This is a genomic window from Desulfallas sp. Bu1-1 (assembly GCF_015594625.1).
Lineage (GTDB): Bacteria > Bacillota > Desulfotomaculia > Desulfotomaculales > Desulfallaceae > JADNRQ01.
Genome location: NZ_JADNRQ010000005.1, coordinates 112,613 through 134,221 on the forward strand (window position 1 = coordinate 112,613; position 21,609 = coordinate 134,221).

19 protein-coding genes and 1 pseudogene are annotated in these 21,609 nt (G+C 44.3%); 18 read left to right on the forward strand and 2 right to left on the reverse strand.

Annotated features, from left to right (window positions below; genetic code table 11):
• Positions 1-80: 80 nt before the first annotated feature.
• The 3 genes and pseudogenes from IT084_RS18980 to IT084_RS07165 form a co-directional block, all read left to right on the forward strand.
• A pseudogene (locus IT084_RS18980) lies at positions 81-215 on the forward strand (hypothetical protein); the annotation flags it as partial.
• Positions 216-321: 106 nt separating this feature from the next.
• On the forward strand, positions 322-1,014 hold the full coding sequence (locus tag IT084_RS07160; protein ID WP_279327835.1) for a hypothetical protein: 693 nt from the start codon (positions 322-324) through the stop codon (positions 1,012-1,014).
• Positions 1,015-1,067: 53 nt separating this feature from the next.
• Complete coding sequence (locus tag IT084_RS07165; protein ID WP_195712174.1) at positions 1,068-2,756, forward strand: long-chain fatty acid--CoA ligase; 1,689 nt, start codon at positions 1,068-1,070, stop codon at positions 2,754-2,756.
• Positions 2,757-2,919: 163 nt separating this feature from the next.
• Here the strand turns inward: IT084_RS07165 and IT084_RS07170 are convergent, their stop codons facing one another.
• Positions 2,920-4,362: an amidase gene (locus IT084_RS07170; protein WP_195712175.1), complete on the reverse strand. Its 1,443-nt coding sequence runs from the start codon at positions 4,360-4,362 to the stop codon at positions 2,920-2,922.
• Positions 4,363-4,848: 486 nt separating this feature from the next.
• Here IT084_RS07170 and IT084_RS07175 point away from each other — a divergent pair, with 486 nt between their 5' ends.
• The 5 genes from IT084_RS07175 to IT084_RS07195 all read left to right on the forward strand — a co-directional run bounded on the left by IT084_RS07175 (position 4,849) and on the right by IT084_RS07195 (position 8,580).
• Positions 4,849-5,385 (forward strand): HD domain-containing protein, encoded by a 537-nt coding sequence (locus tag IT084_RS07175; RefSeq protein ID WP_395879548.1) that lies wholly within the window; start codon positions 4,849-4,851, stop codon positions 5,383-5,385.
• A gap of 59 nt (positions 5,386-5,444) precedes the next feature.
• Positions 5,445-6,629 (forward strand): dihydropteroate synthase, encoded by a 1,185-nt coding sequence (gene folP, locus IT084_RS07180; protein WP_313885441.1) that lies wholly within the window; start codon positions 5,445-5,447, stop codon positions 6,627-6,629.
• A gap of 14 nt (positions 6,630-6,643) precedes the next feature.
• Positions 6,644-7,027, forward strand: a complete 384-nt coding sequence (gene folB, locus IT084_RS07185) for a dihydroneopterin aldolase (RefSeq protein WP_395879550.1) — start codon at positions 6,644-6,646, stop codon at positions 7,025-7,027.
• Positions 7,024-7,515 carry a 2-amino-4-hydroxy-6-hydroxymethyldihydropteridine diphosphokinase gene (gene folK / locus IT084_RS07190; protein ID WP_313885442.1) on the forward strand — a complete coding sequence of 164 codons (492 nt, stop codon included), beginning with the start codon at positions 7,024-7,026 and terminating at the stop codon, positions 7,513-7,515. Before folB ends, folK begins: the two co-directional genes overlap by 4 nt.
• 345 nt (positions 7,516-7,860) lie before the next feature.
• Positions 7,861-8,580: an SIMPL domain-containing protein gene (locus tag IT084_RS07195; RefSeq protein ID WP_195712177.1), complete on the forward strand. Its 720-nt coding sequence runs from the start codon at positions 7,861-7,863 to the stop codon at positions 8,578-8,580.
• 141 nt (positions 8,581-8,721) lie between these two features.
• Here the strand turns inward: IT084_RS07195 and IT084_RS18550 are convergent, their stop codons facing one another.
• Positions 8,722-8,844, reverse strand: coding sequence for a hypothetical protein (locus IT084_RS18550; protein WP_279327836.1), 123 nt, complete (start codon positions 8,842-8,844; stop codon positions 8,722-8,724).
• 206 nt (positions 8,845-9,050) lie between these two features.
• On the opposite strand from IT084_RS18550, the gene panB (IT084_RS07200) reads away from it, so the two are divergent.
• From panB (IT084_RS07200) to IT084_RS07245, 10 genes are all read left to right on the forward strand, one after another.
• On the forward strand, positions 9,051-9,887 hold the full coding sequence (gene panB, locus IT084_RS07200) for a 3-methyl-2-oxobutanoate hydroxymethyltransferase (protein ID WP_195712178.1): 837 nt from the start codon (positions 9,051-9,053) through the stop codon (positions 9,885-9,887).
• Between the two features lie 187 nt (positions 9,888-10,074).
• Complete coding sequence (locus IT084_RS07205) at positions 10,075-11,079, forward strand: TRAP transporter substrate-binding protein (protein ID WP_195712179.1); 1,005 nt, start codon at positions 10,075-10,077, stop codon at positions 11,077-11,079.
• Positions 11,080-11,156: 77 nt separating this feature from the next.
• Positions 11,157-11,639 (forward strand): TRAP transporter small permease, encoded by a 483-nt coding sequence (locus IT084_RS07210; RefSeq protein ID WP_195712180.1) that lies wholly within the window; start codon positions 11,157-11,159, stop codon positions 11,637-11,639.
• Between the two features lie 16 nt (positions 11,640-11,655).
• Positions 11,656-12,936, forward strand: a complete 1,281-nt coding sequence (locus tag IT084_RS07215; protein WP_195712181.1) for a TRAP transporter large permease — start codon at positions 11,656-11,658, stop codon at positions 12,934-12,936.
• Between the two features lie 15 nt (positions 12,937-12,951).
• On the forward strand, positions 12,952-14,565 hold the full coding sequence (locus tag IT084_RS07220) for a histidine kinase (protein WP_195712182.1): 1,614 nt from the start codon (positions 12,952-12,954) through the stop codon (positions 14,563-14,565).
• Positions 14,566-14,579: 14 nt separating this feature from the next.
• The gene (locus tag IT084_RS07225) at positions 14,580-16,178 is read left to right on the forward strand and encodes a response regulator (protein WP_195712183.1); all 1,599 of its coding nucleotides are present in this window, start codon (positions 14,580-14,582) and stop codon (positions 16,176-16,178) included.
• Positions 16,179-16,278: 100 nt separating this feature from the next.
• Positions 16,279-17,937, forward strand: a complete 1,659-nt coding sequence (gene ilvD / locus IT084_RS07230) for a dihydroxy-acid dehydratase (protein ID WP_195712184.1) — start codon at positions 16,279-16,281, stop codon at positions 17,935-17,937.
• Positions 17,938-17,976: 39 nt separating this feature from the next.
• Entirely contained in the window at positions 17,977-18,825 is an 849-nt protein-coding gene (gene panB, locus IT084_RS07235; RefSeq protein ID WP_195712185.1) for a 3-methyl-2-oxobutanoate hydroxymethyltransferase, read from the forward strand.
• A gap of 130 nt (positions 18,826-18,955) precedes the next feature.
• Positions 18,956-20,326, forward strand: coding sequence for an FAD-binding oxidoreductase (locus tag IT084_RS07240; protein ID WP_195712186.1), 1,371 nt, complete (start codon positions 18,956-18,958; stop codon positions 20,324-20,326).
• Between the two features lie 14 nt (positions 20,327-20,340).
• A complete protein-coding gene (locus IT084_RS07245; protein ID WP_195712187.1) occupies positions 20,341-21,585 on the forward strand; it encodes a (Fe-S)-binding protein in 1,245 nt (414 codons plus the stop codon).
• Positions 21,586-21,609: the final 24 nt, after the last annotated feature.

A 21,609-nucleotide genomic window follows, 5' to 3' on the forward strand; every position in this document is an offset into this window, starting at 1 on the left:
GGAATCGTTACATACGGAAGTCCCGGTTGTTAAAAGGCAAAAAGTGAAAGCTATGAAAAAAAGCTGAAAAGCTAAAAGCCAAGCCCGGAAAAGAGACCGCGCTGGCCGAAGTGTGCCGGGACCTGGCTCGGGAGGTCAGGGAAAAGGAAAAGGGGTGTTTAAGGAGCTTGATTAACCCTTTATTGTCCACCTATGCCGGCTTTGATGATGTTTAGATTGTTAACGATTATGTTTAAATACTAAAATATGATTAACTATGCAACTACTTGAATTGTATTTAAAACCCGGGCCATCAAGCCCGGTATTATTTTTGCATAATATTTGTTATTTGAAAATTGGGAAAGTAATAAAATTAAGTCCAGGGCACTTTACTCTGGAAATCCCAGGAGCATTATCAATGAAATATACGAAACTTTCATGAAGGACATTACTCAGGGAATCGGCGATTCCGGGGTCAAGGCCGGTGTGATTAAAGTGGGTACAAGCAAAGATGTAATCGCTCCTTACGAAGAAGCGATCATGGAAGCCGCCGTGATGGCCCAAAAAGACACCGGGGTGCCGATTATTACTCACACCGAGGCCGGCACCATGGCGCCGCAGCAGGCCGACTTTTTAATCGGCAAGGGCGCCGACGTTAAAAAGCTAATGATCGGCCACATGTGCGGCAACGCCAATTTGCAGTACCACCTGGAAGTTCTGCAAAAAGGCCCTTACATCTGTTTTGACCGTTTTGGCCTCGAAGTGATTTTCCCGGACGTTTTGAGGACGGGTACGGTGATCGGTTTGATCGGACTGGGGTATGAAAAACAGATTATGCTTTCGCACGATTCGATCATTAAGTGGCTGGGCCGGGAATTCCCGCTGCCCGAGCCTGCAATTCCCCTGGTAGCAAACTGGAATTTGACCCATATTTTTAAAAATATTATCCCCGTGCTGAAGAAGGCCAACATAACCGATGACCAGATCAACACCATCATGGTGGACAACCCGCGCCGCCTGTTTGCTGGAGAATAGTTTGCGGGCGAATAGATAGTTGACCAAATAATTACTGCAAGGGAGAGATCAACATGAATACTGCGCACTTCAAATTCTGGCCCAAAAGATTGCCTTACGAGCTGGACTACCCCCGGGTGCCTCTTTTTGAATTCCTGGAAACATCCGCGCGCCGCTACCCGGATAAACCGGCGCTGATTTATTATGGAAAGCGGATCAGCTACCGGGAAATGTGGGATGCCGTGGAGCGGACGGCCACGGCTCTGTACGACATGGGGGTCCGGAAAGGGGACAGGGTGGCCCTGTATCTCCAAAACACGCCGCATTTTATTATCGGCTACTTTGGCATCATGCGGGCCAACGCTGTGGTGGTGCCCATCAACCCCATGCTTACGGAACACGAGCTGAAAGTGTTGCTCGACGACAGTGGTACAGTTGTACTGATAACCACATCGGACATTTACGGCCGGGTCCGGAACATCCGGGCTGAGACCGGGCTGCGGGAAGTCATTGTCGGGGAATATACCGATTACCTGCCGGAGGAGCCGGAGCTTCCGGTGCCGGGTCCCATGCAAACCGCAGTTGCGCTGGAAGACACCCCCCGCCGGTGGTTGGAAACGCTTAACGCATACTCGCCGGCTCCCCCGGCGGTGGAAGTGACCACCGACGATATGGCCATGCTCCCTTACACCTCGGGTTCAACCGGCATACCCAAGGGGTGCATTCATACCCACGCCACCATTATTTCCAATACGGTCAGCTCAGCGGTCTGGCATAACATGGTTTCCAGTGGAACAGCGCTGGCAACCCTGCCGTTTTTCCACGTCACGGGTTTGATTCACAGCATGCTCGCCCCCATTTATACCGGGGGGACTATCGTGTTGCTCACCCGCTGGGACCGGGAGACCGCCATCACCGCCATTGAAAAATACCGCTGCACGGTTTGGACCAACATCACTACCATGGTGGTGGATATATTAAACCACCCGGACATTACCAGGCGCGACCTGAGTTCCCTCATGGTCATGGGGGGCGGCGGCGCTCCGCTGCCCGAAGCGGTGGGTCAAAAACTGTACGAACTTACGGGTCTCAGGTATCTTGAGGGTTACGGGATGACCGAAACCATCTCGCAAACCCACTTCAACCCCCCGGACCGGCCCAAGCTGCAGTGCATCGGCATACCCGATTTTGGCGTGGATGCCAGAATAATTGACCTTGAGACCGGTGAAGAATTGCCCCCGGGCCGGGAGGGAGAACTCATCGTTAGCGGTCCCGAGGTGATGAAGGGCTACTGGAACCGGCCCAAGGACAATGAGGAAGCCTTCATTGAAAAGGATGGCAAAAGGTTTTTGCGTACCGGTGATATCTGCAAAATGGACGAAGAAGGATATTTTTACATTGTGGACCGGAGCAAGCGCATGATCAACGCGGCTGGCTTCAAGGTATGGCCCACGGAGGTGGAGGCCGTCCTGTACAAACATCCCGCGGTGGCCGAGGTTTGTGTGGTCGGGGTCGCCGACCCGGTGCGGGTGGAAAACGTCAAGGCGTTCGTGGTTTTGCGCCAGGAATACCAGGGCAAGATCACCGAGGAGGATTTCATCAACTGGGCCAAGGAGAATATGGCCGCTTACAGGTACCCGCGCATTGTGGAATTTGTATCCCAGCTGCCCAAAAGCGGCACAGGCAAGATTCAGTGGAAAGAACTGCAGCAGATGGAAAAGGAAAGAATAGCCCGGGAAGGTTATTACTGGTTGAAAAAGTAACCTGCTGAACTTTGGACATTGATGCAAGAAGGCCGCCTTGACCGGCGGCCTTCTTTACTGGGCAGAGTAAAGGAAAACCATCGTAAAAAGCTTGCTGGTGTTAAATTCTGATAATCTTTCCCGGGCTGTGCACCTCCCGCCGCCGGGATGACCTGCCTACCAATTACTCAAGTGCCGGCTTCTTATCGGCCCAGGGTCTGATGCGCTCAAATGCAGCGGAAACTTTCAATATTGTACTTTCAGCAAAGCGCCTCCCGATTATCTGTAAACCAACAGGTAAGTTGTCTGCGGTGAAACCGCAGGGAATAGATGCCGCCGGGTGCCCGGTCATGTTGAATGGATAGGTTAGCATCCAGCCGCTATATGGATCAACGGGTTTGCCGTTGATTGCAGACGGGCCGGGGATTCCCTGCCGGAAGGCGGTTACGGCCAGGGTGGGTGTAACCATTAAATCATATTTGTCAAATATGCCTTGTATTTTGTTCCATAACGCTGTCCTGTGCAGATCCAGTCTTTTATAATCCACTGCCGTTACCTTTTCCCCGGCCTTGATCATGGCCACTACGCCCGGCGACATGCGTTCTCCCCATTTGGGCAGGAAATCCTTGTAAAAAGATGCGAAATAAACGCACCACATCAAGTTAAAGGCATCCTGGATGGTTTCGATGGGGTTTTCAAAACCGGGGTCCACCACATCAACATGACAGCCCATTTGGGAGAAGACCTTGACCGCGTCTTCCACAACCTTTTTGACGCCTGAATCGATTTCAAAGAAACCCAGGTCTGGACTATATGCAACTTTTAGCCCGTTAATGTCACCGTCGAAATCATTTAAGTAATCGTCACCGGTATCAGGCAACGAAAATGGATCACGGTCATCCGGCCCGGCTACAACGGATAAGAACAGCGCCGCGTCAGCCACCGTCCTGGTAATTACTCCGTAATGCAGAAAAGGAGTATGGTGGGAAAATTTCGAGATCGAATTATCCATGGGAATCCTGCCGTAAGTTGGCTTTAAACCGTAAACTCCGCAGATACTGGCGGGTATGCGCACCGAACCGCCGCCGTCACTGCCCTCGGCCAGGGGCGCCATTCCCGCGGCAACCGCGGCGGCCGATCCCCCGCTTGATCCCCCGGCGACAAGGTTAATGTTCCAAGGGTTACGGGTTGCGCCGAAAAGAAAATTGTCAGTTGTGCCCTTGTGCCCGAATTCGGGTGTATTGGTTTTACCCAGCAATATCGCCCCGGCATTTTTAACCCGCTCCACAAAAACGGAATCTTTAACGGGAATGTTATCCTTCAAGATCACGGAGCCGAAAGTAGTTTTGATCCCGGCAGTGGGCGTAAGGTCTTTAATCGCTACTGGGACGCCATGCAGCGGGCCCAACTCATCGCCCTTCATTAAAGCATCTTCGGCATCTTTGGCCCATTGCCGGGCCATGTCGTGCACTACGGTACAGTAAGCATTGATAACGGGATTAATGCGGTCAATGCGGTTAAGAAAAGCATCCACCAGTTCAACTGGCGACAATTTTTTATTCCGTATCAGCCGGGCAAGTTCAACAGCAGGAGTATAACAAAGCTCGTTTATTGATAAATCCATCATCTATTCCCCCCCCGGGTAATTTTTATTAGTTTTTCAGCTGAACTTTGACTTAAGCATAAAACGTACCACATGTTAATTTGATATTATCTAAAAAACGCCGGTGGGATTATACCGTTTTATTTTAAAATCGGAGGAATAGCAGTTGTTAAAAATATAAACATGGTTGTTAATATAATAGACCACATTTCAAATAATTTAAAATATTTTGAAAGTCAACCTTTCCCAAGTCCGCTGTTGGTAAACTGCTTAGACGTCCGCCCGGCATGGGCGATAACTAGGGGGTGGTTATGCGAATATTTAAATGAAGCCGTACAATATATCCAGAATAATTACTGAGCGCCAAACGGCGATATTTATTCGGTGCTCGTTATGGAAGCTTTTGACCGGGCCTGTAGTGGTTTATACCAGCTTGTCCCCCGGTGAAACCCGTGATATTATCAAGATGTTTATATACTTCGTTTTACGGTACGTTAAAAACCGGAAAGGATGGTATTTTTGCGCCGGGTGGACAGAATTTTAAATGATCCCTGCTACAGGAAATGCCTTGAGCGCAACGCCGCCTGTGAAGCAACCAGGCGTTTTTGCCGTCACGACCTGCAGCACATGCTGGACGTGTCCCGGATAACATATATGCTTGTCCTGGAAGACGGCGGCCTTGGCGAAGGGGCGGCGGCGCAAGGGGTCGCCGGTAATTCGCCGGCGGCCGTCAAGGAAATAATTTACGCCGCAGGGTTATTGCACGACATGGGGCGCTGGCGGGAATACGAGACCGGGGAAGATCACGCAGCTGCAGGGGCCCGGCTGGCCGGGCCGGTGCTGGACCGGGCCGGGTTTGACGCCGTGGAAAGAAAGATCATTACTACAGCCATCCGGGAGCATCGCACCAAAGGCGGGGAGGCGAGCCGGCTGGGGCAATACCTTCGCAGGGCGGACGACCTGTCCCGCCCGTGCAGTTTTTGCCCGGCCCGCGCGGATTGTTACAAGCTTGATCGCATGGAAACCGCCGGTATGCTTCTATACTAAATTTGGGGTTGTAATATATGCATCTAATATAACGACCAACTCGGGGAGGGAATGGAAAAGTGCCCTTTAAACTGCACAACGTAGTGGCAACCGGCCGGACCGGAGTACTGGAGGAATTTCAAAAGATCGGGGTGGACAGTGCCGGTAGCGCAATGATGACGCCCAAGGCGCGGCATTATTTATTTAAAGTATATGACCTGGTGCCCAGGCAGGCCAACATCATCAAGCAGGAAATGCTCAGCAAAGGCGGTGACGCGGCCGTTGCCCGGGGTACCGTTGACGCCTCGGTGAAAAAAACCGATGTGTTGATGATGGGCACCGAGAAGCAGTACCGGGCGGTGATTAAAAAGTTGCGCATGCAACCTTTCGGACTGGCCCGCCTGGCGGACCAGCTGGAAGAAGCCCTGGCCAATCTGCAGGGCCGCAAACCACGCGAGCTTGACTGCCGGGGCAAAAGGCTGGTCCTTGGTGAGCGGACCCTGGTCATGGGCGTTTTGAACGTAACGCCGGATTCATTTTCCGACGGGGGCCGTTATAACGACGTGGAAAGCGCCCTTGCGCACGCCCGGCGCATGGAGGCCGAGGGGGCGGACATTATCGACCTGGGCGGCGAGTCCACCCGCCCCGGCCATATCCCGGTGAGCGTGGAGGAAGAGCTTGACCGGGTAATTCCTGTGTTGCGGGCCCTGGTGCGCGAAATCAAACTGCCCGTCAGCGTGGATACCACCAAGGCACAGGTGGCGCGCCGCGCCCTGGAAGAGGGTGCCCATATCATCAACGACCAGTGGGCGCTCCGGGCCGATCCCGATATGGCCGCCCTGGCGGCCGAATACAATGTGCCGCTGGTACTGATGCACAACCAGCATGGTACCGATTACCGCGATTTAATGGGCGACATGGTGCAATTTTTCCGGGAAAGCATCGACATGGCGATACGGGCTGGAGTTGCCCGGGAAAATATCATTATTGATCCCGGAATCGGATTCGGCAAAACGGTGGAACAAAACCTCGAAGCCCTGCGCCGCCTGCGGGAACTGGATTGCCTGGGCCTGCCCGTGCTGCTGGGCACTTCTCGCAAGTCCCTGATCGGCAAAACTCTGGACCTGCCTCCCGACCAGCGTGTGGAAGGCACCGGTGCCACAGTGGCCCTGGGGATAGCCAATGGTGTGGATATAGTGCGGGTGCATGACGTGAAGGAAATGGTGCGGGTGGCCAGGATGACCGATGCGGTGGTAAGGCGCTAGCACTTTAAGGCGGGGTGGATCAATTGGATAAAATCATCATGAGTTCGATGGCCTTCTACGGGTATCACGGGGTGTTGCCCCAGGAAAGGGAACTGGGGCAGACATTTCTGGTGGATGTGGAACTTTACTTGGACCTGCGGGCCGCCGGGGAAAGCGATGATCCCGCCATGACCGCAAGTTATGCCGAAGCTTACGAGGTGGTGCGCCAAGTGGTTACCGGTGAGCCCTGCAACCTGATTGAGGCGGTGGCCGAGCGCATTGCCGCCCGCCTGCTGGAAGAATTTCCCCTGCGGGAAGTGCTGGTGCGGGTAAAAAAGCCCTCCGCGCCGGTGCCGGGTCAATTCAATTACATGGGCGTGGAAATAACCAGGTCCAGGGAACGGGTGGGGATGCGGTGACGGAACGTAAAACGGTTTGCTGTTATCTCGGCCTGGGTTCCAACATGGGGGACCCCAGGGCTAATTTAGAAAAGGCCATTGAACTTCTGAACGATACGGAGGGGATAGAGGTTACGGCCGTGGCCCCCTTTTACCGTACCGCGCCGGTGGGCTATACCGAACAGGACTATTTCATCAACACCGTGGCTGAAATTAACACGTCGCTTTCCCCCTTGCAACTGCTGGAAAAGATGCAGCAAATTGAAAACAAGCTGGGCAGGGTGCGGGTAATCCGCTGGGGACCGCGCACGGTGGACCTGGACCTTTTACTTTACGGGGACGAAAAAATCGCCGGGCCAGATTTAGAGGTGCCGCACCCCCGGATGCACCAGCGCGCCTTTGTCATGGTGCCCCTGGCCGACTTGAATCCCCAACTGGTAATCCAGGGTGAACAGGCGGCGGATTTGGCCCGGCGGCTGGCGGGGGAGCAGGAAATTATCCGGGTTTAGACAAAAACCCCCGCTTGCGACATGGGGCTTGCGACATGGGGACGATTCTCCGTTGTCGCAATATTTTACCATGTTATAACGTCATCCGGTCTATGTAAAAATGGCCTTTTATTATGCCTAATAGTAGCGCCCCTGGTATTGCTGTTGCTACGGCAGCACATCAAAAAGGGGTGTCTTTCTTTTGTATAATTGGTCATTATTTATGGCATATTTTGGACAGGCAACTATGGAACAAACTACTTTTTTTACCGTCTATATAGTACAGATGAGCAAACGTAAAAAAAGGGGGGGGGCCCAAGTTCAGTATGTACGCAAAGGAAATTTTTATAATAGGAGGCGTATCGATTGAATAGGTTTAAACTTTTATTAATTGTGTTGCTAACTACAGTTGGATTGTTTGTTTTTAGCTCTGGCGGCTTTGCAAGCGAAGATTTAACTAATGTAATTACCGTAAATGGAAACGGAATAGTAAAGGTGTCACCGAATATGGCAGACCTTAGTTTTGCAGTAGTTACTGAGGCTGCGGATGCTGGAACCGCAACAACTCAAAACGCGAATTTAGTTAATAAAGTTATTAATGCTTTAAAAAATAGTGGTATTCCGCAAGCTGATATAACTACCGCAGGCTATAACCTGCACCCTAAATACATTTACGAAGAAAATAAGTCCCCAAAGATTAGTGGTTATGAGGTTCGTAATGAGATATTAGTTACAGTGCGAGACCTCTCAAAAGTAGGAAACACCATTGATATAGCTGTGAAAAACGGTATAAACCAAGTACAAAACATTAGATTTTATGTAGAAGGGAATATGGACCAAAAAATTAAAGCTTTACGTCAAGCAATTGAAGAAGCCCGGTCAAAAGCAGAAGTAATTGCAGCAGCGATTGGTAAGAAAATCGTTGGAGTGAAGTCTGCAACCGGAGATTGGTACAATGATAGCCCGCCACCAATTATACTGGAAAAAAGAATGGCTGCAGGAGCAGGGAGTGCAATGGATACACCAATTAATCCCGGCATGGTGGAAATAAGAGCAAGTGCACAAATTGTATACATTATTCAGTAGTGCATTAAATCCTTTGGGACCCCGTCCGACAGACCTTGTCCTTTGAATACGGGGTCGCTTACCTCTTCCGGGCCGGCAATGACCGCCGGGGTTATGGTCCGCTGCCACCAAAACCCTGGCAAGCCAAGCCGGCGAACCCAACTACTCAATCAGTGAACTGGCAGGGGAGGCTGTTACCGGCCTCCCCTGCTGCTGTTTACCCGGCATTTCTACCGAACCGGTGGGTTGAAAGAAGATCACAATACCATCCAGCAATCTTTCCATCCAGCAATCTTTCCTTGATCCTGAGTCCCTCCAGTTTTTTGCCAGTGCTACGAAATTGTAAAGCCATATTGTGCACAAGAATACCATGGTTCATTGCAAAAAATACACGAGGAGAACATCGATATTGCTAGAAAATTAGCACCATAAAAATTGATTTGTTCAGGTATTAATGGCTCTATCCAAAAATTTAGAAAGGAGATAAAAGAATGTCCAAAGTCAAAATCACAATTCCGCAATTAAAAGAATACAAACAAAACGGTCGAAAGTTCGCAATGATCACTGTGTACGATTACCCAATGGCTTTATTGGTTGACAGGTCACAGGCGGAAATGATTTTAGTAGGCGATTCACTTGGGATGGTTGTTCTTGGTTATGAAGGTACAGTTCCGGTTGAACTGGATGATGTAATATACCATCTTAAGGCAGTCACAAGAGCGGCCAAGAATACCTTGGTGGTTGGTGATATGCCGTTTATGAGTTATAACGTCAGCAAGGAAGAGGCTATTAGAAACGCTGGGCGACTAATGAAGGAAGGGGGTGCAGATTGTGTAAAAATTGAAGGAGGATTGAATGTAGTGGATACGGTTAAGGCCGTGGTTGATGCAGGTATTCCAGTGATTGCGCACATAGGACTTACACCTCAAACGGCTTCTATGTTGGGCGGCTTCAAAGTACAAGGGAAGGACCCGGAAACAGCCAAACGTTTAATTAATGAAGCACAGGCGCTTGAAAGTGCCGGAGCATGCGCTATTGTAATAGAATGTGTCCCCACTGAAATTTCAAGAATAATTACAGAAAAATTAAGTATCCCAACAATTGGCGTTGGAGCCGGGCCTTTCTGCGACGGGCAAAATCTTAACGGATATGATTTAATTGGTTTATTTGATAAGTTTGTTCCCAAGTTTGTTAAGCAGTATGCTAATATTGCTCCAATGATTTTAGATGCTTATAATAGTTTCGCTCGCGAAGTAACTGAAGGCACATTTCCTACCGAAAAACATAGCTTTACCATCGACGAGCAAATAATTAAAGAATTGGATTAAGTTTCAACTATCTCTATATCGACCATAAAATATTATGGCACATTTTAATTCTACAAAACATTGTAACTATATTAATAAAATTAATTAAATGGTTTAAATTATATAAAGGTTAACTATTAATTAAAGAAAAAATAGATATCTTAATAAAAACTTTAATTTAGCGAGTTCTTCCAGGGGGGAACATTAGATGAAAAAATTTCATGTATTGGCTTTGATAATGGCACTAATTTTTTTGGTTGCGGGTTGTGGAGATAAGGATGCATCAAAAGAATCCGCAGACAATGCGTCAAAACGCGTAGTTTTAAGAGTTGGAAATACTACGGCACCTGATAGCCACTATAACAAAGGCTTGGAACAATTTAAGAAAAAGGTAGAAGAGTATAGTAATGGAGAAATTGAGGTTCAAATATTCCCCAGTAGCCAGCTTGGTGATGAAAGGGATTTAGTTGAAGGCGTTGCCATGGGAACAGTGGAAATGGCATTGGTTTCAACAGGTCCTTTGCCAAACTATTCAAAGGACTTTATGGTTTTTGATTTACCCTTTATAATTACAGATCGTGAAAAGGCTTACCAGGTCATGGACGGTGAAATAGGCCAGGAAATACTTGATACGCTAAAGCCAAAGGGAATTAAAGCCCTCGGTTTCTGGGAAAATGGTTTCAGAAATATAACCAATAATGAAAAGCCCATAGTTCATCCGGAAGACGTAAAAGGGATGAAAATTAGAACGATGGAGAACCCAATTCACCAGGCAACATTTAAAACCTTAGGTGCCATTCCGACTCCCATGGCTTGGAGCGAAGTATTTACGGCATTACAGCAGGGTACGATAGACGGGCAGGAGAACCCGTTACCGATTATTGGTACGGCCAAGGTTTATGAAGTACAAAAATATATCTCCTTGACGGGGCATTTTTATTCACCTTGCGTGCTTATGATAAACAATAATTTATTTGAAAGTCTGTCACAAACACAAAAGGATGCCATTCTTAAAGCAGAAAAAGAAGCCAGGGCCTGGCAAAGAAACTACAGCAAAGAATTGGATGAAAAACTCACTAAGGAATTAAAGGAAAAAGGAATAACTATTACGGAAGTTGATAAAACAGAGTGGCAGAACGCCGTAAAGCCGGTTTATGACCAATTTAAGGATCAAATAAACCCCAAATATGTTGAGGCCTTGACGGGTAAGTAAAGGTGAATTGAATAGGGTATGGTTTTCTATCATACCCTATTCAATTTTAAACTGTTCTAAATGCGGTGGGTGATTATATGAAAAAACTAATTTATTATATGGATAACCTGGAAGAAATTATAATTACTATTTTACTTCCTTTAATGTGTATAGTAGTTTTTTTGTCCACTTTTTTTAGATTTGCAAAAATGCCATTAATGCCTTGGGGAGAAGAGTTGGCCAGATATCTTATGATTTGGATTGTATTTTTGGGGCTGGGTACGGGAGCAAAAAAGAATGCACATTTTTTTGTTCAGTTAATAATTAATTTGGTACCTAAAACCTTTCATAAGTATGTAAATATATTTAGGATTATGATTGTGGTTATTTTTTGCTCCATTATACTTTTCTTATCATTAAGTATAGTGAAATCACAAATGGTAATGGGGCAAATTTCCCCGTCCTTGCATATTCCAATGTGGATTGTTTATTTAGCTATACCAGTTGGTTGCGCTTCAATGGCTTTGAGATCCATACAATATTTAATTAAAGAATTAAAAGAAGAAACCAAGTTGACTTGACAGGTGGTGAATGGATTTGGCTTTAACATTGTTTGGTGTATTATTCATAGCGCTTTTTTTGGGTATTCCCATTGCGGTGTCCCTTGGAGTAGCAGTTTTAGCGGCCCTGTTTACTCAAGATACCAACACATCTTATGTGATGATCGCACAAAGGATGTTTACATCTGTAGATAGCTTTCCGCTTATGGCGGTGCCTTTCTTTATTCTTGCCGGCAACCTGATGGAAAAAGGTGGCATATCAAGGAGAATAATCAACTTTGCTACGGTTTTATTAAATAAACTGCCAGCAAGTTTGTCCGTTATAACAACGGCTGCCTCGGGATTTTTTGGAGCGATTTCGGGTTCCAACCCCGCAACAGTGGCCGCAATTGGCGGGCTGATGATACCAGGGATGATAAAAAAGGGTTACCCTAATGATAATGCGGCTGCAGTGGCTGCAGCGTCAGGGACATTGGGAGTTATTATTCCACCCAGCATATCTATGGTTACTTATGGTGTTGTGGCATCAGTATCAATAGGTGCCCTATTCATTGCAGGCATTATCCCCGGCTTGCTTTTAGCAATTGGGATAATGTTAACAGGTATTTTTTTAAATAGTAAATATGAAAATAAGAGTTCCAGTAACGTTAGCGCAAAGCAAGTTTATACCGTCTTCAAAGATGCTATTTGGGCTTTACTTATGCCTGTATTAATTCTTGGTGGTATATATGGAGGTATATTTACACCGACTGAATCTTCAGCGGTTGCATGTTTATATGCATTTATTGTTAGTAAATATATTTACCGGGAATTGAAATTTTCAGATTTAAAAAGCATATTTTCTCAATCGGCTACAAGTACGGCATTAATAATGTTTGTTATAACACTTTCGGCACCTTTTTCCTGGTTAATGACAAGCGCAAATGTACCCACTACCTTGGCAGAATCCATATTAGCCACACTCAATAATAAATATGTAATATTGCTTTTGATTAACTTTATCTTGCTGTTCTTGGGATGTTTTTTGGAAACGCAATCAATAATACTTTTGATGACCCCAATGTTGCTTCCTTTGGCAATTCAATTGGGGATCGATCCTGTTGCACTGGGTTTGATAATTATTGTAAATACTTCCATTGGCATGATTACACCTCCAATGGCGGTCAACTTGTTTGTCGCCAGCACTATTTCTAAAGTAAGCATTGAACAGGTAAGCAAAAAGATTATCCCATACTTTGTTGTGGAATTAATTATCCTTCTTGTATTAACATATTTTTCCGGTATTTTAACTTGGTTGCCTAATTTGCTTAAGCTCTAATTAGTGGTGATAAATATGGCTGAAATTAATATGCAAAAAATAATGGAACAATATAATACCTGTAGACTTCAATTTATTGATGAACAAAGTTTTCCGTGGGGTAAAGCACAATGGATTAATTTAGCGACCGATGGGCAGAAGCCCATTATGAGAGCCTCGATTGTAACAATTTATCCTAAAAAGGAACAACAGCTGCATTACCATTTTGGCTATGAGGAATTGTTGTATGGAATAAGAGGTGAAACATACCAACGCTTAAACGGGAATGATACAAAGTTAACGGTAGGAAACATTATTCATATTCCGGCAGAGGGCAGTCACTGGATGTATAATCCGGGAGACGAAGATGCCTGTTTTTTAAGTATAGTTAATCCTGTACAGAAAAAGGAAATTGCTATAAATGTAAATTCGATTGGGGAACATGTGCTTCAGGAAATAAATATACAAGATGTTTTAAATGTAATAAATTTTGGGGACATTTTGCAAAAATTCGCCCAAGGAATGCAACTGGGTATTATTCTATTTGACAAGGAAGGAAATTTAATTTCTGATCCCCAAAACCTGCCTCATTTTTGCCGGCTGTGTTTAAACAATAACCAGGGTGAATGCTTAAAAAAATTGCAAAATAACTTAGAAATATTTAGGTGTAAGTATGGTGTATGTTCGATCCAACAACCGGTTATTGTAAACCAGATGCTTTTGGGGTACCTGGGCTGTGGTTACCGCAGGCTTGACTATGCTTTGCCAGAGGAAGAGCAGATGTTAAATGAAAATTTTCCTAAAAAATATATTCCTTTGGCCAAGCAAAAGTTTGTAGATTTGGAAATGATCAATAAAAACCGTTTATCAGCAGCAGCAGAGGCACTTTCTCTAATAAGCAACGATTTGGTTGAGGTTGTAGTACAAACTATCATCGAAAAGGAGTTGAACTTATATAAATTAAAGCTGGCGGAAGAGGAACAAAGAAAATCGCAGTTGATAAATTTTTTAAATGAATCCCGGCTAAGATTGCTAGAATCACAAGTTAATCCTCACTTTTTATTTAATACGCTTAATACAATTGCCCAGAGTTCATTAATTGAAGGCGCACAAAAAGCTTCCCGTTTAACGTATGCTTTAGCAAACTTATTACGGTGTAGTTTGGGCAAGGTTAATTCTTTAATTACTATAAAAGAAGAATTGAATTACGTAAATGATTATATATTTATTCAAAAAAATAGATTTCCCGACCAGTTTAATTTTATAACAGATATTGATGAACATGTTGAGGGTTACAAGATTCCTTTTATGACCATCCTGGTTTTTGTTGAAAATGCCATTATTCATGGTTTTAGAGAGATGGATATACCCGGAACTATAGTTGTAAAGGGTTGGAGGGAGTCGCAGTTTTCTATTTGTATTCAAGTGACTGACGATGGAATTGGCATACCGGTTGAGGTAATTAAAGACATCGAGAAGTTTGGAGATTTGGATCCAGGCTCACGGGATATTGACGGGTTGGGTATTTATAATGTTTTTAAGCGTTTAGAATATTTTTTTAAAGGTAATTTTAAGTTAAGGTTTAATCGTCTACCTGCTGGAGGAACGGAGGTTACTTTGTTTCTGCCCATAAAATCCAGCAATTATTGAATGGGGGGATAATCTTGTACAAGCTGATGGCTGCAGATGATGAGGTAATGGAGCTTGAATTTATTAAGTTTTGCCTGTCCAATTCCAAGCTACCTGTTCAATTGGTTGGTACCGCAACTGATGGGGAAAAGGCTATTAGCTTAGTGGAAGATTTGCGCCCCGAAATAATCCTTTTGGATATTAAAATGCCCAAAATCAGTGGTATTGAAGTTGGCAAGTATGTTGCAGAAAAGTACCCGCGGGCTAAAGTAATCATGTTGACGGCGTATGACAAATTTGATTTTGCCCGTGAGGCAATTCGGTTTAATGCCTTTGATTACCTGTTAAAACCCGTGAAACCCGAACATTTTATAGAAGTTGTAGAAAAGGCCATTGAAAAAATAAATCAGGAAAGATTCCATGAGGAAGCTGGTAAGCGGCGTGACTCCTTGCTACGAGCATTAAAACCGGCCATACTTCAAAAAGCTATTACATCCTTAATAACGGTTGGAAAATTTGAACCGGCCATTTTGCTTGATGAAGGATATTTATCGGGTAACCACCGGCATGAACAAAAAGAATGTGTGCTTGTTGGTTGTATGTCATTGTGGGAGAAAGCCAGCGGCAAGTCTTTAACCGATTATGCTCTGCTGGAATCGATAATTAAAGATTTAAATAATAAATTTAAAGATGGTTTGTTTGTTATTGCGGATGGCCTCGGTAAAATTGTATTTTATTCGGAAAGATACAATTTAAGCTACTCTAAGTTGAAAAGTATTGAATCATTGGTTGAGGAAAATGGGTATAACTGTGCATTGTTTTTATGTAAAATAAAACAATTGTCCAATGCACCTGAAGCTTTTCAATATGCAAGTTCGTATTGTGAGTACAATGCGTTTTGGGGAAACGCCGGCATATTTTTTGTTGAAAATTATTTAAAAAAATCTACTTGCAATTTTAACTCTGTTAGGGAAATTGAAGGTAAACTTTTAAAAAATTATTTTTCCTCCAATAGTTATACTTTAAGGAATGATATTGATCAAATATTAACAGCAATATTTGAAGCTGTCAAAGTAATGAAGCCAGACCCCGATCAATGTAAAAGCTACTTTGAAGAATTGGTTACTTTAATTGCGTGGGCATTTATAGAAAAAAAGGTAGAAATCGAAGCGTTGGAAATATTAAAGACTCAGGCGAATAATAAAATCCGCCATGCGAATAATTATCGAGAGGTTTTTGCAGCATTACATGCTTTTAATGAATCAATATTAGATATTTTATTGCAACCGGAAGTTAAAAATGCCAATCAGGTTGTATTTTGGATAAAGAGTTATTTGCAAACAAACTATCAAGAAAATATTACCCTTGAACATCTTGCCGAAAAAGTATACTTGAGTCCCTGTTATATCAGCCGTATATTTAGGCAGATAACGGGATTAAATTTTATGCAATATCTAACTGGAATCAGAATGGAAAGGGCAATAGAACTACTGAAAACAGGGAAATATTGTGTATCTGAAGTAGCCGAAGCGGTAGGCTACAAGGATTCCAGTTATTTTAGCCAGGTGTTTAAAAAGAGATACGGGTTTAATCCTAATGAGTTGATTAAAAAGCCTGCTAAAATGACAATATAACTATGCTTATGAACAAAAATCTTACCAGGGAATTATACGTATCTGCTTAATATTTGAATATAAATCTTCATGTCTATTATTTTTAAAGGAGTGTATAGAAATGAGAAGTCACATTGTGACGAAGGGCTTAGAGAGATCCACCCACAGAGCTTTATATTACTCCATGGGTTTTCGACCTAAGGACTTGGACAAGCCTTTGGTTGCTATTGTAAATTCGCATAATGAAACCATGCCAGGGCACGTTCACTTGGATATAATAGCCAAGGCAGTTCGCGAAGGTATCTTGGCGGCAGGTGGTACACCTGTTGAATTTCCGGTAATTGGTGTCTGCGACGGGCTTGCGCAGGGCCACTCTGGCATGAAATATCCATTGGCTAGCCGGGAATTAATATGTGATTCCATTGAAATAATGATGAATGCGCACGCGTATGATGCCATGGTGCTGATTAGCTCATGTGATAAGATTACTCCGGGTATGTTAATGGCCGCTGCAAGGTTAAACGTACCCTCCATATTTATCACAGCTGGGCCAATGGCCACAGGTTTTTATAAAGGTAAAAAAGTGGGTTATACAGATTTGATGGAAGCTCCTGGTTTGGTGGCCAGAGGTATTATGACCGAAGAGGAACTTGCTGAGTTTGAACAATATGCCCTACCTGGTTGTGGTAACTGCAACATTATGGGAACTGCCAACTCTATGAATTTTTTAACGGAAAGTCTCGGTATGGCTTTACCGGGTACGGCTATTCCCGCAATGGCTGGTAAGCGGCTAGCATTGGCCCGGGAAACCGGGGAAAAAATCATGGAGCTTTATCGAAAAAATATTTGCCCCAGAGACATTCTCGTACAGGAAGCTTTTGAAAATGCTATAACGGTGGATATGGCCATCGGCGGATCTACAAATACCATCTTACACTTAACCGCGATAGCCCACGCAGCCGGGTTGAAACTGGAAATGGATACTTTTGAAAAAGTATGCGCGAGAACACCTCACCTGGTTAAAATAAAACCGGCAGGAGATCATTTCCCGGAAGATTTTTATAGAGCTGGCGGAGTTACTGCTTTGATGAAACAACTTGCGGATAATAACCTTATTCACAAGGATATTATTACAGTTACTGGTGCAACAGTCGGAGAAAATCTTAAAGATGTAAATGTAGCGGATAATGAGGTAATCCGCCCTATGGATAACCCATATTCGTATGCAGGCGGGATTACTATTCTCTACGGAAACTTGGCTCCCGAAGGATCAGTTTGCAAAAGCGCCGCTGTATTACCAGAAATGAGAAGGCATGAGGGGCCGGCAAGGGTTTTTAATCAAGAAGAGGAAGCGGTAAAGGCTATTTATGGTGGAAAGATAAAGCCGGGAGATGTAGTGGTAATTCGATATGAAGGACCCAAAGGTGGACCGGGGATGCGTGAGCAACTTACCCCAACCTCCGCAATCATTGGTATGGGGCTGGGAGATAAAGTGGCGCTGGTTACGGATGGGCGTTTTTCCGGTGCAACCAGGGGTGCGGCTATAGGGCATGTATCTCCGGAGGCGGCGGATGGTGGTCCTATTGCTTTAGTTGAAGAAGGGGATATAATCAGCATTGATATTGATAACGGTAAACTGGAGTTAAAAGTGTCTGATGAGGAATTAAAACGGCGTAAAGAAAAGTGGACCAGATATCAAAAGGAAATACAGCCGGGTTCTTACCTGGAAAGGTACTCAAAATTAGTTGGTTCTGCAATGTCGGGAGCAATTTTTAAATAAAAGGGTTTTTGAAAAATTAAAGTTGGGAGTGATATGTTAATGGCTAAAAAATCTGTATTTGACTTTACCAATATGGTGGAGAATGGGGAAAAAATTGTTTATTTAACGGCTTATGATTATTTAACTGCAAAAATGCAGGAAAAAGCCGGCATTGATATGATCTTGGTAGGCGACTCCCTTGGTATGGTAACTCTTGGTTATGATACTACATTTCCCGTTACACTAGATGATATGGTAAGACACTGCCAAGCAGTGCGCCGGGGGGCACCAAACACGTTTATTGTTGGTGATATGCCGTATATGTCTTATCAGGCTTCTGATGAAGATGCCGTGCGGAGTGCTGGAAGATTGGTTAAGGAAGGTTATGTTGATGCCGTTAAACTTGAAGGCGGCGGCCCTCGCATACTTAGCAGAATTAAAGCCATTAATGAGTCCGGTATTTTGGTAATGGGGCACATTGGTCTGACCCCACAATTTGCCGGTCAAATAGGTGGATATAAGGCACAAGGGCGAAGTGCCAAGGCCGCCATCGAACTGGTCAAGCAAGCAAAACTTATTGAAGAAGCCGGTGCTTTTTCAATTTTAGTAGAAGGGGTTCCATCGGCAGTTGGAAAAGCTATTACGGAGCGTGCCAGTATTCCCGTACTGGGGATCGGGGCAGGTCCATATACTCACGGTCAGTTGCTGATATATGCTGACATGGTGGGTTTATATGATAATTTTACACCTAAATTTGTTAAAAAATATGCTAATATAGGTGAAATACTAGTTAATGCTTTCAAAGAATATGCCAAGGATGTGCGGGAAAACAGATTCCCCGTTGACGGAGAGCATACTTATAAGATGAAGCAAGAGGAAGAAAAAGAACTGCTTTCTTTACTAGATTAATCAAAAAGAAATGTGTACGGGGGGGCATTATTGCCCCCTTTTCTATACCATGTATTTCTATGAGCACATTAACTCTAGCCCTTCCGCGAACCACAAGATTCCCTGAAGCCTTATTAAATGGGGTGAAATAATGATAGATAATTTAGCCAAGGAGATTGCTGCAAGAATTGGAAAGAGTAAAGTTACTACAGCACCGGAGGATCTTGTTTGTTATTCATATGATTGTTCCATGTATTCCGGTAAACCGGATATAGTGGTGAGGGTGGAAAGCAAAACGGACGTTATTCATGTATTAAAAATTGCGAGCCAAAAACAAGTTCCGGTAATTGCCAGGGGAGCGGCAACAAGCAATTGTGGAGCGGTAATTCCCACCAATGGCGGGATTATCCTGGATATGCTTGGTATGAGCAAAATCATTGAAATTGACATGGATAACTTCATCGCTGTATGTGAACCCGGGGTAATTACTGCTCATTTACAAGCTGAAGTAGAAAAAAGGGGTCTTTTTTATCCGCCTGATCCCCAAGGGTTAAGTATGTCAACTATCGGGGGCAATGTTGCCACGGGTGCGGGGGGTCCCCGGGCCATAAAATACGGGACAACAAGGGATTACATCTTAGGACTGGAAACGGTTTTAGCTGACGGTGAAGTATTGAAGACAGGCGGCAAAGTCGTCAAGGATGTAAGCGGATATAATCTTACCCAGTTACTAATAGGCTCTGAAGGCACTCTTGGGGTGTTTACGGAAATTATTCTAAAATTAATTCCACTTCCTGAAACAAAACGAACCTTGCTTTGCATATTTAACACACTTGAGGATGCATCGGTGGCTGTGACTGAAATTCTCCATCACAAGGTAATCCCATCAATGATGGAATTATTGGATAAAACAAGTACGCAGCTTATTCAGATGTACATGGATGCCGGATATCCAACTGATGCGGAAGCAATTCTATTAATCGAAGTTGATGGTAGTAATGAAGATGTTGAAGATCAAGTTGTTATCGTAAAAAAAGTTTGTGAATCTTGTAAAGCCAGAAGTATAAAAATAGCCCGTACAAAGGAAGAGGAAGAAGCAATATGGGCGGGTAGAAAAGCCGGTTTTGCGGCTCTTTCGGCTTATAAACCAGTAGTAATACCGGAAGACGCCACTGTTCCCCGCAACCTGCTGCCGGAAATGATGCGTAAGGTGCAAGATATTGCAAAAAAATATGATGTATTGCTACCTACTTTTGGGCATGCGGGTGACGGAAATGTCCACCCGCACATTTGCATTAATCCCCGGCATGCAGATGAGTTGGACAAAGTTAACAAAATTAAAGAAGAGATTTACCGTGAAGCATTGAACCTGGGAGGCACTATCACCGGTGAACATGGTGTGGGTATTGTAAAAAAAGAATTAGCCAAAAAGCAACATAGTAAGCGGTCGCTAACGATTATGACTGCAATAAAAAAGGCGTTTGATCCCAACAATATCTTAAACCCGGGGAAAGCTTTTTAGGAGAAGGGGCCGGAATGGAAGAAATTCAAAAAAAGCTGAAAGAGTTATATTATCAATCCGATAACTGCATACGTTGTGGGCGTTGTACTACTGTTTGTCCCACCTTTGCTGTAACCGGGAAGGAGTCTATGGTTGCCAGAGGTAGGGTTCGCCTGGCCAGGGAATATGTTGAGGGAAACTTGGAACTCAGCAATAGACTTAAGCTATATTTTGATTTATGTTTAGGCTGTAATGCATGTTTGGATATATGTCCCCCGCGGATAAAAACCGCGGAACTGCTAAATTTGATCAAAACTGAAATTATCCAAAAAAATGGTTCACCTTTTTTAGATTCGATGCTGTTAAACATGATTATAAGCAGACCGGAAAATTTCAGAAGGGCGATGGTTTTACTAGATATAAGCCGAAAATTAGGTATCAACAAGTTGTTTCCTGCTACTTTAAAGGATAAAGAGAAGATACTACCGGTTGTTCCCCAAAAGTCTTTTAAGGAACTTTATCGTCACCAATCCCAAAGGCGTACAGGTAAGAAGCACCGGGTAGGATATTTCACCGGATGCCTTACCAATACGTTCTATCCGGAAATTGCTTTTGATACTATCAAAGTATTGGAATACCATAATTGTGAAGTTATTATTCCCATGGATACAGTTTGTTGTGGTTTACCACACAGGACTATGGGTTATTGGCATGATAGCCAAAGACTTGCGAGGAAAAATATTGAACTTTTCTTAAAATCTCAAGTGGACTATATTGTAACAGATTGTGGTACCTGTGGATACGCTTTAAAAAATTATACTGAGCACTTTACGGAACCCGGGGACATTAAATATGCGCGATTCTTTTCCGAACGGGTTTTTGATATTAACGAATTTTTGGTTAATGTTACGGGTCTGAAGGTAGGCAATAAATTGTTAAACGGGTGCACCGCAACCTATCATGAATCGTGTCATTTAAACAGAGGACAAAAAATTTCCCTCCAGCCCAGGGAGATCCTGAAGGCAATACCCGGGCTAAAATATATAGAATTGCCTGAAGCCAACTGGTGTTGCGGTGCTGCGGGATCATTTTCCTTTAAGCACCAGGACATAGCGCGTAAAATTTTGGAGAAAAAAATAAGTAATATAGGTTTAACAGAGGCGCAGTATGTTACCGCCGGGTGTCCCGCTTGCTTGATACAACTTGATTTTGGACGAAGGATATTTGCATTGGAATTTCAGGTTAAACATCCTGTTCAGCTTTTAGCGGAAAGTATTTAACCAGGTACTTATGTTTAGGCATTT

What these genes read in the sequence shown, in the direction of transcription:
- IT084_RS07165 (WP_195712174.1), top strand. Translation starts at nt 1,068, where the DNA reads ATGAATACTGCGCACTTCAAATTCTGGCCCAAAAGATTGCCTTACGAG.
- IT084_RS07170 (WP_195712175.1), bottom strand. Translation starts at nt 4,362, where the DNA reads ATGATGGATTTATCAATAAACGAGCTTTGTTATACTCCTGCTGTTGAA.
- IT084_RS07175 (WP_395879548.1), top strand. Translation starts at nt 4,849, where the DNA reads ATGGTATTTTTGCGCCGGGTGGACAGAATTTTAAATGATCCCTGCTAC.
- IT084_RS18550 (WP_279327836.1), bottom strand. Translation starts at nt 8,844, where the DNA reads ATGGAAAGATTGCTGGATGGTATTGTGATCTTCTTTCAACCCACCGGT.
- panB (WP_195712178.1), top strand. Translation starts at nt 9,051, where the DNA reads ATGTCCAAAGTCAAAATCACAATTCCGCAATTAAAAGAATACAAACAA.
- IT084_RS07205 (WP_195712179.1), top strand. Translation starts at nt 10,075, where the DNA reads ATGAAAAAATTTCATGTATTGGCTTTGATAATGGCACTAATTTTTTTG.
- IT084_RS07210 (WP_195712180.1), top strand. Translation starts at nt 11,157, where the DNA reads ATGAAAAAACTAATTTATTATATGGATAACCTGGAAGAAATTATAATT.
- IT084_RS07220 (WP_195712182.1), top strand. Translation starts at nt 12,952, where the DNA reads ATGGCTGAAATTAATATGCAAAAAATAATGGAACAATATAATACCTGT.
- ilvD (WP_195712184.1), top strand. Translation starts at nt 16,279, where the DNA reads ATGAGAAGTCACATTGTGACGAAGGGCTTAGAGAGATCCACCCACAGA.
- panB (WP_195712185.1), top strand. Translation starts at nt 17,977, where the DNA reads ATGGCTAAAAAATCTGTATTTGACTTTACCAATATGGTGGAGAATGGG.
- IT084_RS07240 (WP_195712186.1), top strand. Translation starts at nt 18,956, where the DNA reads ATGATAGATAATTTAGCCAAGGAGATTGCTGCAAGAATTGGAAAGAGT.
- IT084_RS07245 (WP_195712187.1), top strand. Translation starts at nt 20,341, where the DNA reads ATGGAAGAAATTCAAAAAAAGCTGAAAGAGTTATATTATCAATCCGAT.